The sequence below is a fragment of the Rhodococcus pyridinivorans genome (assembly GCF_900105195.1).
GTDB classification, from domain to species: Bacteria; Actinomycetota; Actinomycetes; order Mycobacteriales; family Mycobacteriaceae; genus Rhodococcus; species Rhodococcus pyridinivorans.
This window is the reverse complement of the sequence record NZ_FNRX01000003.1, coordinates 60,192-72,219: the sequence shown is the minus strand read 5'-3', so window position 1 is coordinate 72,219 and position 12,028 is coordinate 60,192. Positions and strand designations below refer to the sequence as shown.

The following is a 12,028-nucleotide window of genomic DNA, read 5'->3' as shown; positions in this document are numbered from 1 at the left end:
GCACTACGCGGCCGATTCCGCACACGATCGACCACAGCCCACGCGCCGACCACCGCATCACACCGGAGCGGCACACCCGCGCAGACAAAGACCGACGCGGCAGCGCACACCCACGCCCAGGCTCGGATCGAGACATTGGACAGCTACCTCGGCTCGCTCACCGAACCCGACCGCGCCGAGTACATCGCCGCAGCACAAGACCTCAAAGATGCGATGAACGAGACCGGCACGCAGGATTTTCGCGCCTGCTACCGAAGTGGACGGCCACCCGCCGACGGCAGCGTCCCGGACGGAATCCGCTCACTTCAGCAGCTGCGGGCACTTGCTCGTACGATCCGCACCTCGAGCCGGCCTGACCCGACGGAAATCGCCGCTGCGGCGAACGCAGGCACGTCCGCCGCGACTCCACACACAGACCCGGGAATCAACGACACCGACCCGGGCCCGGCGAGGCAGCAGAAGCCATGAACCGCGCCGGCGGTGAGGCCGCGGCCGCCGTGTTGGTGATCGCCGGCCGCAGCATCGACATCGACACCGCGGTCGCCAAGGCCCACGGCTATCCGGCAGTGACCGTGACCCGCTACGACCTGCCCGGCCCCGGAGCACTTAAGGAGATCACCGCCGACGAGATCGCCCGCACCCACAAGGTGCGCTCCCGCATCAGCCACGCCCAACGCGACTGGTTCATCCGCACCGCCGTCGACGCCCCATGGGCGGCGGTGCCGATCGAGGCACAGCTGGTCGACGCCGACCCAAACATCAGCGGCGAACTCTACGACCGTGCCGAAGCCCTCTACGACCATTTCCGCACTGCCGCTCCCCGGCACGTGAGGGTAGCCAAGATCAGCAAGGTGCTCCACCTCAAACGCCCAGGATTGTTCCCCATCCTCGACTCGAAGGTCATGGCGTTCTACCGGCTCCACGCGCGTGCCGCGGCTGCCCGATACCCGCACCGGGGCAGGCGAGCGATGTTCTGGGCGGCCATCCGTGACGACGTGTGCGCCAACCTCGACAGCGGTGCCCTCCCACTGTTCCGCCGCCGCCTGGCGCAGTCCGAGAGCGAGCAGGTCCGCCGGATCGCGACCCTGACCGACGTGCGTCTGCTCGACCTGCTGACCTGGGCTATCTCCTGAGGTAGCACGGGCCAGCTGGGTGCTTGCTCTGGCAGCTTCATTCGAGTTCTTCGGTTTCCGTGGGTGCCGGATGGCATGTAGCGAAATCGATCTATGGAGCGAACTACAGAGTGCAGCTGTGCGTTCACGGCCTGCCAGCGTCGTGATCTAGGCCGCGGCCTCTACTGCTGTCCTGCACGAGTTACATCGGAGGATGCTTGTCGACGAAAGTGACGGGCGGCGCAAGCAGCGCGGTTGCCGCTTCTTCACATGCGGCGTGTGCGCGGTTCCGTGGCACCGACCCCCTGATTACCGGCGTTACCCGACGTAAGCTCGCAGAACAGGTCGGCCATTCCAAAGGCCCTCAGAGCGCCATCCCGTTGCTGCGTTGGATGCGCGCGATGATGTTCGAACGGCTCGTCCGCGACAAGCGCTTCGCGTCCGAGGTGGTCACCGTTTCCGTCGGCGCCCTGGGCCTGGAACGGCCGCAGGCCGTTGTCGTAGCCGACGCCCACATCGACACGAGCAAGACAGCGTCCGCATTAGAGCTGGCGCATAATGCTGCCGTCACGCATGGACATGCCACTCTGATCCACCAATTGGCCGTTCCATTTCTCGGGCTCGAAGGCGAGAACGCTACGGACACGCATCCTGACTTCGCGGTGGTTGCGCCCAAGGCTCCAAACAGTGACGGCAAGTCTGACGGTTCATGGTTGATCGTCGGCGACGCCAAGGACTATCAACGAGTGCGCGCCAAAATCGAGGATGGCCGTCTCCTCAAAGGATTTCTGCAGGTCGCCCTAGGTGCCGAGTCCGCCGCAGCATGGACGAAGCTGCCCGCAGGAATGGACGTTCACACATTCGGCATCCTCGCCGTACCTCGCAACTCTTCCCTGTCTCCGACTGCAGTAATCGAGAACCTGAACGACCATCGTGAAGAGGTCCGTATGCGTGTTCGAGAACGCGCTTCCGAAGCGGCCGCCTTCCCTCCGGAAACCCGCGCCAACTTACCGGCCCATCTTGCACACTTACAGGCCATCTATTCTCCGGACACCTGTCCTAGCTGCGACATGTTCATGTTCTGCCGTGCCGAGCTGCAGAAGTCGACCGACCCGGCCGACCTACTGATCGAACTGGGAGTCAAACCAGAAGTCCGAACACAGGCCGTGGGACTGATCGATGGCGTCACCCCCGTCGGCAAGATCCCGAACTCGGTCCGCCAGCAGATCGAGGCGACGCTCGCACCTCGGCGAGGCTTTGCTCGGCGATCTCGTTGGCGCGACTGCTACTGCCGCGCAGGACATCTCGTGCGGAATCCGGATCGCGGGCAAGCTCGTCGCGCCGACGTCGGTGTTCGGTGAGGTAGTTGTTGAGTTTGCCGACGACCCGACATTCCTGGTGCTGGACTGACAGCACACGTGCTCTCGGTTCGATGCCGCTGTTCACACCGCCACCCCTGACATGGGAGTGGCGACTTCCGGTCTACTGGCCTGTTCCCCTTGAGTAGGTCCGGTCTGGTCTAGAGTCCTGAATGCCCTGGTGAGGGCAAAGAAGGAGCGATAGGGATCATGGCGGGACGTAAGCGTCATTCGGCGGAAGACATCGTACGCAAGCTGCGCCGGGCCGACGAGTTGGCCGCGGAAGGCAAGAACGGTGAGGAGATCGCCGCCGCACTCGAGGTGTCGGCAGCGACGCTGTACAACTGGCGTCGCCAGTACGGCGGTATGGACGCCGATGCAGCCAAAGAGCTCAAGGAGCTGCGGGAGCAGAACAGCCGGCTCAAGCGGCTGCTCGCCGAGGCCGAGTTGGAGAAGGACGCGTTGCGGGAGATCGCCAAGGGAAAATTCTGAGCCCGTCCGCCAAGCGCGCTGCGATCGCCATGCTCACCGGCACCCTGCAGATGTCGGAGCGGTTCGCGTGCAAGGTGGTCGGGCTTTCCCGCTCCGCCTACCGACGGTTGCCGTTGGCGCAGACACCGGGCGACCCGGATGCCGATCTACGTGCGCAGTTGCGCAACTATGCCCGCACGCATCCGCGGCACGGGTTCCGTCGGGCGTGGGCGTGGCTGCGCTACGACCAGGGCATCGAGGTGAACAAGAAGAAGGTCCACCGTCTGTGGAAGGAGGAAGGGTTACAGGTCCGGCGTGCTCCGCGCCGCAAACGTGCCGGTCAGTCCTCTGTTCCGGTCGTCGACGCGGATGCTCCGAATGTGGTGTGGGCAGTGGACTTCCAGTTCGATTCGACGGTTGACGGCAAGACGGTGAAGATCGCGTCGATGGTCGACGAACACACCCGGATGTCGTTGCTGAACATAGTGGACCGCTCGATCACCGCCGACCGGTTGATCGAGGGCCTGGAGAAAGCATTCGCGATGTGGGGTGGACCCCCGCGGGTGTTGCGGATGGACAACGGCCCCGAGTTCATCTCGAAGGCCTTGCAGGACTTCTGCGCCGGCTCGGTCGGGGTGTCCTATATTCCGCCGGGCACACCATGGAACAACGGGTTCATCGAATCGTTCAACAACCGGTTGCGCGACGAGTGCCTGAACCGCAACTACTGGACCACGGTGCTCGAGGCCCGGGTGGTGATCGAGGATTTCAAGGACGACCACAACCACCGACACCGGCATTCAGCGTTGGGTTACAAGACCCCCACTGAGTACGCTGCCGGATGCACCCACCGGCCTCAGCCGGTGACGTGCGAGATCGACTGAAAGTAGGAACCGGCTCTAGAACCGACCGGACCGACTATCGGGGACCTGCCATGACCGTCACGCGTGTTCCTCGCCTACTCAATCCCACCCCGAGCACTCCATTCCCGAACGGAACTCGTGAAGGATCAAGCATCGAGCAGAAGTGGCAGAAATAGCGCGTCACTCGCAACGAGTGCTGCGGTCGAGTCGGCAAGCGCATCGATAGCATCCTGCACATGGCGGATCAGCGACCGACGGAGTGGACGATTGACGTCTGGGTGGACCCCAAAACTGGGCAGGCGCCCTTCGAGACATGGCTGATGAAGGCTGATCCGTACGACCAGGCCGTTGCGATCAAGGTGCTTGAGAAGGTCGTCCAGCCACTCGGTATGGACATTTGCAGCACAGAATGGGGTAAGGCTCTCGGCGGCGGACTCTACGAGATCCGCATCCGGACGTCATTGCATGGGGCCGAAACCTGGGGAGAGACCGACCCGGAGCCCGCTGACGACTCCAACCATAATCGCACGGTCCTTCTTCGGATCTTCACGACCTTCCATGGCTCCAAGATCGTGTTGTTGTTCAACGCGTACAACAAGGGCAAGGATCCTAGCGAGAAGCGTCAAGGCAAAGAGATCAAAAAGGCGCGTAAGTACCTGAAGGCCTGGAAGGAAGAAGGGTAAGTGAGCGCGGCCTCTTTGACGAATATGTGTTTTAGCACATACGCTGTGTAGTGCTAACTACTATCCGAGCCACGCGACAGGGAGGCGATCATGGGTACGCGACCATTCAGCGAGATCGCGAACACCGTCAAGTCAGAGTGGACTCCCGAGGTCAAGGAGTTTGCCGATCGTTTTGGCGCTGAACTCGAGGAGCAAGTACGCGATCAGGTCAAACTGGGCAAACAGCTAGCTGAGGCGAGGATTGCGGCCCGTCTCACCCAGGGCCAGCTGGCCACCCTTTCGCACATTGGGCAATCCGAGATCAGTCGAATCGAACGTGGTCTCGGTAACCCGACGCGAGACACTCTCATCCGCCTCACCGCAGCTATGGGGGCCGAACTCGCTATCGTCCCCTCTAAGCAGCTCGAGAACGCGTAGGCCACGGGCCCGACTATAAGGGATCTGCCAGTCCCTCCAGCACTTCCATCAGGTCCGCGAGGAGCGCATCGGCACGGACTTCGATCTCGTCGAAGACGTCGGTGAAATCCTCGAGTGCCTTGTGGTCGCGGCGGCGGGCGGCGGTGCCACGGTCGTAGTAGTCGGGGTCGAGATCGATGTCGGACTCCATCCAGGTTCCGGTGTCGTCCGGCTGGGGATCGGGCAGCGCCTTACGCCCCGGGACACGCCCCGACAGATGCGCCCGGACCAGCGTCGAGACCGACTGCGGGGTCATCGATTGCGCGTGTGGGAGGTGCCCCCACCGGTCGATCGGACACAGCAACGGTTGCCGGGCCTGCTCCGCGTCGAGTGGATCGGTCACGATCTCAGTGGGGTCGGTGAAGTGGTGACGCAGCAGGTGCGTGCCCGGATACTGGTCGAGGAACGTCTGGATCTGCGCCCATCGCCGGTAGATCGTGACGGCCGAGGTGTCCCCGGTCGCAGGATCCGCTGCGAGACGGAAGCACTCACCGGCCCGGGTCGTAGCCACCAGGGTGTCGTCGGCCAGTCGGATGTCGCTGCGACGCAGCCGGGTGATGTCGGTGAAGCTCATGCCGGTAGCAGCCAGGACCAGCAGCAGGGCGTCGCGGCGGCCAAACAGCCCGCTCGGCCAGCCGGTGGTGGGCAACTCAACGGCTCGCTGCAGCAGTAACCGGCCGAGCCGATCGAGGCGCTGAGCACGAGTGGCATCGAGGTGCCGGCGCACCGTCTCGGTCCGCCCCGGGGCCGGGTAGCCGTGCCCGGTGTGGACGGCGTTGATCGCTGAGAGCCGGCGTCGCTGCGTCGCGACCGCGGCCGGGTGCTCGTGCAGGAACAACGCCAGAGTTTCGGGCGCGGCAGGGATGGGCCGGTGGTCGACTGCGGCGCACCAGTCGGCGAAGAGCGCCCAATCGTGCCGGTAGCGGGCGGGGATCCGCAGGCCCAACTGGGCATCGTGAATCTCGTCGTGGCCGTGGTTCTTCCGATCGGTGTGGGTCATCACGGTCACAATCCGAGATTCGTCACAGCGTTGCCGATGAGCGGGGCGTGTTCGCGGGCGTAGGTCTCGAGCATTGCCGGGGTGCTGTGCCCGGTCTGGCGCATGATCGCGTGCGCGGACGCGCCGTTGCGGAAGGCCTGGGTGACGAACCCGGCCCGCAGCGAATGCCCACCCAACTGTTGGACGATTTCGGGGTCGTAGCCGGCCTGCTCCGCGCGGCGACGGATCGCTTTGTGCACCGCCGCCCCCGACAGGGGTGTGTCGGAGAGGTTGCCGTTCTTGCGGATCGACCGCAACAGTGGTGCTGCCGGGACCATCCGGGGCCGGGTTCCCCGGCACACGTGCCCGTCGAACGGTTCGGCGGTGCGCAGCAGGCGGATGACGGCGGGCCGGCCACCGGTGTCGAAGGCGGCGACGACCTGCGCCCACCGCAGCCACGCACACGGCGGACAGCTTGCATGGCTGTGGGTGAACGGCAGCGCCCGGATGGCGCCGCGGCCTTCCTGATCCGTCTTGGACCTGCGGAGTTTGATGTGCAGGCCGTCGAGCCGGTGCAGCGAGATGTCACTGCAGGTGAGCGCGACGAGTTCGCTGCGGCGGAACGCCCCGGCGAACCCCAGCAAGAAGATGGCGGAGTCGCGGCGTTCCAACACCTCCGCGGCCCAACTACCGCTGTCGGCGCGCATCGTCTCGACGATGGTGACGATGTCGGCGGTGAGCAGCGGCGCCCGCGGGGTGCGGGGCCGCTCCCCCGCTGCGGCGTAGTCGCGGCGGATCCCGGACAGGGTCGCGGTGACCAGCTCGTCCGCTCCGGGGGCGGGATGGCCGGCGCGGCGGTGGTGGAAGCCGATCCCGGCGACCCAGCGGGCCAGGGTGGCCGGGGAGTAGGCCCGCTCCCCCGCCTGCGTGACGGTGGCGGCGGCGTCGTGGAGGTAGGCGGCGACGGTGAGCGGATGCGCAGGCAACGGACTGTGTCCTTCGCGCTGGCACCAGGCGGTGAAGCGTTGCCAGTCGGCGGCGTAGTTACGCCGGGTCGACTCGGAGCGCGACCGCGCCGCCGTCCCGGCCACCTGCGTGAGGGTCTCGACCGGCAACACCGGCACGGACGGCGCAGCTGGGTCCGACGAGGTCGGGACAGGCGCGGAAACGTCGTCCGGGCGGCGGTGGATCAGGTCGTCGGGCACGAACCGGGAGCCTACCGGCCACTTCGGACAGGTTTCCACCGGAAAACGCGCTCAGCAGGGGTTTCGGGCTAGATGGTGCGCTAATGCCAATTTTCGTCACCGACCCCGCACAAACCGTGAGTGACAAACCCCAGGTCACGGCAATGCGTCTGATTTGCACTTTTTGCCCCAATTTTTGAGCGTGCTCCTGTATGAGACTTCCCACCGGGATGTCGGTGCGGCGAACTGGGCTTTTCGCATCTCCCGTCAGTAGGTTTTCCCACTCGATGTCAGTGCGTCCGGCGCGGGGGTGACCTGGGAAATGTGACGGAGGCATAGGACTCGTGGCCGGTCAGGACGCATCCATCCTGGTCGAGGGGAGCGGAGCACCGGATGCTACCCATCCGCAGGCCTGACTTGGGTCACTGACATCGAAACGGGAATCGTCACTGACACTCCGGCGGAAATTCTCACCTGGATGACGGCAAGGAAGTCGCTCGGACAGAAAGTGCGGCGGCGGATTCGGCTCAGGGTTGTCCGAGATCGAGGTTGAGAGCCGCGATATGGCGGATCCATCCGTCGCGCCAGGGGTGCAGAGCCGGAATGCGTCCCCCACAGCAACCGCTTCCAAGGATCTCAAGCCCACATCACACCACCGCGAGCCCGTCGATCATGTCCCAGAAATTCGACCACGTACCGGGAAGTAAGAAGACCGGATCCACTGGGATGCTCGTGTCGCTTACCTGCTGATACTTTCGTGTCGCCTCTCAGCAGGGGAACGGCAGTGCAGCGTTGGTGGCGGGGTGTATACGGCGTGGTCGCCGCCTTTGTGGAAAACGACGTGTTCGCGGAGTGGAACGCTCGGCGGCGCCGCAGGTCCCGGCTGCGGCGCCTCATGTCAGATTCGATAGCTATCAGCGGTACGGGAATGGGTGCGTCCATGAAGATGGTGTACGAGCCGCAGCTGAATGAGTCTGTGGGCGTGTCGTAACCGAACGAAAGACGGTCATCGCGTGATTCTCGAAGAGACCGACCAAAGTCACTCGAGACAGGACCACGCGATGACCACTGCCCACGATATCGACCTGCGCCGCCTTGTCGAAGACCGACTCACCGGCGCCAGCCCCGACCTGCTGCGCGAGTTGTTGTCGATGTTCATCGACGCCCTGATGAGCGCCGAAGCCGACGTGTTGTGCGGTGCCGACTACGGCCAGCGTTCCGACGAACGCGTCAACGTCCGTAACGGCTACCGGCATCGAGACTTCGATACCCGGGTCGGCACCCTCGACGTCGCGATCCCCAAGTTGCGGCAGGGTTCGTACTTTCCGGACTGGCTGCTGCAGCGGCGCAAACGCGCCGAACGGGCGCTGACCACCGTGGTGGCCACCTGCTATCTACTCGGGGTCTCCACCCGCCGGATGGAGAAACTCGTCGACACTCTCGGCATCACCTCGTTGTCGAAGTCGCAGGTCAGCGTCATGGCGAAAGAGTTGGACGAGCAGGTCGAGGCGTTCCGGAACCGGCCCCTCGATGCCGGTCCCTACACGTTCGTCGCGGCCGATGCGCTGGTACTCAAAGTCCGCGAGAACGGGCGGGTGGTCAACGTCCACACCCTGGTCGCAGTCGGGGTCAACGCCGAGGGCTACCGCGAGGTACTCGGTGTCGATGTCACCTCCGCCGAGGACGGCGCCGGCTGGCTGGCCTTTTTCCGCGGACTGGTCGCCCGAGGCCTGTCCGGGGTGCGCTTGGTGACCTCCGACGCGCATACCGGCCTGGTGTCCGCGATCGGCGCGACCCTGCCGGGCGCCTCGTGGCAGCGATGCAGGACGCACTATGCAATCAACTTGATGACGGTGACACCGAAGGCCTCGTGGCCCTGGGTGAAAACCCTGCTGCATTCGGTCTACGACCAACCCGACGCCGATTCGGTTCACGCGCAGTACGACCGGGTGATCGACGCACTTGAGTCGAAACTACCCAAGGTCGCGCAGCATCTCGACACAGCGCGAGCGGACCTGCTGGCGTTCACCGCGTTTCCGAAGCAGATCTGGCGGCAGATCTGGTCCAACAATCCGCAGGAACGACTGAACAAGGAGATCCGGCGTCGCACCGATGTGGTCGGGATCTTCCCCGATCGGACGGCATTGATCCGGCTGGTCGGTGCGGTTCTTGCAGAGCAGCACGACGAGTGGATCGAAGGGCGTCGCTATCTAGGGCTCGACGTCCTTGCCCGTTCCCGCAGCAACAGCCAGTCTGCTGAGACCGTCACCGAGCCTGCCGAGGAGGTGACACCGGCGTTGACCGCCTGAACCAACGATGAGGAATCACGCGACAAGGTCGCACACCACCTGCCGGGACTTGACCACGGGAATTTCATACCCGATTTCCTTCTCGGCAGTCGCGGGCGGGCAGAGTCTTGAAAGTGGTTCGTGCAACTGTGTGCACCCAAGTGGAGACGGCGTTCAATTCACACTGATTCCAGCGCAGACTGCGGACCACAGCAACCCGCCCGCCAGACACACGAGGATCAGTCCACCCGCCTTCGGGAGTGCCCGCTCGAACCGCCCGTTCCCGCCGGTCTGCACCGTCCTCGTCAATGCGATCATCACGGCCCACCAGATCGCCGCACCGACGACAACGGTGACACCCATCGCGACTGTGCGCATGAACCGATCGGGTCCATCACCGATGAACTGGGGGAGTACCGCGGCAAAGAAGAGCAGTGCCTTCGGGTTGGTCGCGTTCGTCACGAATCCTGTGAGTACCCCTGTGCCCGGTTGCGCTGCGGCAGCAGAGTCGATGCCAGTGTTACGTGCCATGGATATGCCGAACCAGAACAGGATGCACGCACCTACCACCTGGAGTGCGGTCAGTGCTGCCGGGAGCGAGACCACCAACGCCGTCAACCCGCCGGCGGCCAAGGCTGCATGAAAACCGAGTCCGAGTACCACTCCCATTGCCGTGAGTACCCCGCGCCGGATGCTGTGAGTGGCGGCGTGCGCAACTACCACGAGATCCGGCCCTGGCACGACCAGCGCGATGACCAGCGCCGCAGCAAAAGCTGCCCAACTTCCTAGCGACACGAGTTCCTCCAACAATTCGACAACGCACGCTGAAGGTACTGGCTGATTCGATAGGATGAAACGATGGCCGAATCGAGACAGCGAAAGCGTGACTCTACCGAATTGGATTCGGTTGACTGGGCGATTCTCCATTGGTTGCAGGTCGATGCGACGGTGCCGAACAAGGAACTGGCCCGGCAGGTGCATCTGGCCCCGAGTACATGCCTCGAGCGGGTCAGGAGACTCAAGGCCAGCGGTGTCATCTCGGGTATCCGCGCCGTGGTCGATCCGTCGTGCGTGGGTCGAGGTGAGCAAGCGTTGCTCGCAATTCAGATCCGTCCGCATTCCCGTCAATCGGCCGACGATTTCGTCTCTCGTGCTGTGGGCTTTCCTGAGACTGTTGCGCTCTACAACGTCAGTGGTGAGGAGGATTACCTGCTGCACGTGGCGGTGCGGGACAGCACGGCTTTGCAGTCGTTGATCATCGACCGTCTGCTGCCGCTTCCTCAGGTCGCGCATTGCAAGACTCAGTTGATCTTCGGCAAGCCGGTGACGTCGCCGGTGAGCAGGCTTCCCGACGACTAATGGGAGGTATCAAGGCGATCCCGAGACGCCTGTGAACACCGGTTGGTCACGGCGTACGGAGACTGATCGACCTTCCGGGTCTCGCATCGCCACAGGTCCGGGGCCCGTCACCCCACAAGGACGGCGTCGACCGGTCCCCCGGCGGTGGACAACTTCAATGACACGCCACGCGCGTGGCCGACGCTCCTCGATCGTTGGCCAAGATAAGTGACACACCGGCCCGGTATTCCAGCAGCAACGCGGTGGACAAGTACCTGGTCCGATTGGCCAACTTCAACGGAACTTCACACACGTTTCCGTGTCAGTTTCCAGATTCCGTGTCGGTGGCTTGTCGGTTTCCACATTTCGTGTCGGTCGGCACCGTGCTGGTGTGGACCCTGAAAAGTGCCCCGGACCAGCGAGGATGAGGTCAGGTCTGTGGCTGTGACCAGGCGGCGCCACCGCCTGCATGCCATCCTCGAACAATGGCACGAACGCGGTTGTCGGTGACCGTGGAACTGCTCGGCGGACGCGGAGAGGAGCTGTGGCCATGGCCCGGCCGCGTCTTCGCGGTCGGACCGTCGCACACCCTCAGCGACCTCGCGAACGCGATGAACGACGCCTTCGCCCGGTGGGACCGCTCGCACCTGTCGATGTTCACCCTCGCCGACGGACGCGTAGTCACCGACACCGAGACCGGCGCCGAGATGGTGGAGTCGCTCGGCGGACCGATCACCGAGGCGGTGGACATCGAGTCGGCCAAAGTCGCTCGGCTGCTGGGGCTCGGGGCGGAGTTCCAGTTCACCTTCGACCTGGGCGATGACTGGACCCACCGCTGTGATCGGCGGCGCCAAGGTCGACCCCATAGAGGTGGTAGGTATCCGCTCCGATGTTCCCGTGCCGTATTGGGGTTGGGGCACCATCCCGGACCAGTACGGGCGCCGGTGGGCCGACGACGGGCAGAGCCCGCCGGTGGGCCGACCGAGCCGGCCGCATCCGATGCTGCTGCACGCGTGGCCCGCACAGGACCAGGTGCCCGCACTCGATATGTCCGAGCTGCGCGCCGCTATCTCTGCAGCAGATGCCGCCCGGTTCCTCGCCGCGGTGCTCGGGCATGACGTCGACGACGTGCTGCAACAGGTGGGGGCCGGCATACCGATGGCACTAAAGCAGCGACGGAAGCAGGCCGAATCCGTGGCGGTGTCGGTCATCAACCGGCTGACGTGGCGCGCCGGCCCGGGTGACGAGGTGCTGGCCGAGGACTTGCTCGCGTGTCTGCGCGGTGAGTCGCTGGCC

At 64.5% G+C, this 12,028-nt stretch carries 12 protein-coding genes; 9 read left to right on the top strand and 3 right to left on the bottom strand.

What is annotated here, in order from left to right; translation table 11 throughout:
* Positions 1-135: 135 nt before the first annotated feature.
* From BLV31_RS24205 to BLV31_RS24175, 6 genes are all read left to right on the top strand, one after another.
* Complete coding sequence (locus tag BLV31_RS24205; protein ID WP_139193026.1) at positions 136-468, top strand: hypothetical protein; 333 nt, start codon at positions 136-138, stop codon at positions 466-468.
* Entirely contained in the window at positions 465-1,133 is a 669-nt protein-coding gene (locus tag BLV31_RS24200; protein WP_064060144.1) for a DUF6308 family protein, read from the top strand. Before BLV31_RS24205 ends, BLV31_RS24200 begins: the two co-directional genes overlap by 4 nt.
* A gap of 197 nt (positions 1,134-1,330) precedes the next feature.
* Complete coding sequence (locus BLV31_RS24195) at positions 1,331-2,473, top strand: hypothetical protein (protein WP_174556327.1); 1,143 nt, start codon at positions 1,331-1,333, stop codon at positions 2,471-2,473.
* Positions 2,474-2,680: 207 nt separating this feature from the next.
* Positions 2,681-3,825 (top strand): IS3 family transposase gene (locus BLV31_RS24185; protein WP_139193025.1). Its coding sequence is split into 2 segments (ribosomal slippage): positions 2,681-2,948 and positions 2,948-3,825, totalling 1,146 coding nucleotides; the frame shifts between segments, so codons are not numbered across the junction.
* A 215-nt stretch (positions 3,826-4,040) separates the two neighbouring features.
* Positions 4,041-4,487 carry a type II toxin-antitoxin system RelE/ParE family toxin gene (locus BLV31_RS24180; protein ID WP_064060139.1) on the top strand — a complete coding sequence of 149 codons (447 nt, stop codon included), beginning with the start codon at positions 4,041-4,043 and terminating at the stop codon, positions 4,485-4,487.
* Between the two features lie 90 nt (positions 4,488-4,577).
* On the top strand, positions 4,578-4,904 hold the full coding sequence (locus BLV31_RS24175; protein WP_064060138.1) for a helix-turn-helix domain-containing protein: 327 nt from the start codon (positions 4,578-4,580) through the stop codon (positions 4,902-4,904).
* A 13-nt stretch (positions 4,905-4,917) separates the two neighbouring features.
* Here BLV31_RS24175 and BLV31_RS24170 read toward each other — a convergent pair whose 3' ends face one another.
* Positions 4,918-5,943, bottom strand: a complete 1,026-nt coding sequence (locus tag BLV31_RS24170; RefSeq protein ID WP_064060148.1) for a site-specific integrase — start codon at positions 5,941-5,943, stop codon at positions 4,918-4,920.
* 5 nt (positions 5,944-5,948) lie between these two features.
* The gene (locus tag BLV31_RS24165; protein ID WP_064060137.1) at positions 5,949-7,127 is read right to left on the bottom strand and encodes a tyrosine-type recombinase/integrase; all 1,179 of its coding nucleotides are present in this window, start codon (positions 7,125-7,127) and stop codon (positions 5,949-5,951) included.
* Between the two features lie 1,040 nt (positions 7,128-8,167).
* Between BLV31_RS24165 and BLV31_RS24155 the strand changes: the two genes are divergently transcribed.
* Positions 8,168-9,415: an IS256 family transposase gene (locus BLV31_RS24155; RefSeq protein ID WP_016694383.1), complete on the top strand. Its 1,248-nt coding sequence runs from the start codon at positions 8,168-8,170 to the stop codon at positions 9,413-9,415.
* 153 nt (positions 9,416-9,568) lie between these two features.
* Here BLV31_RS24155 and BLV31_RS24150 read toward each other — a convergent pair whose 3' ends face one another.
* Positions 9,569-10,189 (bottom strand): LysE family translocator, encoded by a 621-nt coding sequence (locus BLV31_RS24150; protein WP_064060147.1) that lies wholly within the window; start codon positions 10,187-10,189, stop codon positions 9,569-9,571.
* Between the two features lie 63 nt (positions 10,190-10,252).
* On the opposite strand from BLV31_RS24150, the gene BLV31_RS24145 reads away from it, so the two are divergent.
* Positions 10,253-10,753 (top strand): Lrp/AsnC family transcriptional regulator, encoded by a 501-nt coding sequence (locus BLV31_RS24145; protein ID WP_064060135.1) that lies wholly within the window; start codon positions 10,253-10,255, stop codon positions 10,751-10,753.
* A gap of 464 nt (positions 10,754-11,217) precedes the next feature.
* Entirely contained in the window at positions 11,218-11,850 is a 633-nt protein-coding gene (locus BLV31_RS24140) for a plasmid pRiA4b ORF-3 family protein (protein ID WP_248846173.1), read from the top strand.
* Positions 11,851-12,028: the final 178 nt, after the last annotated feature.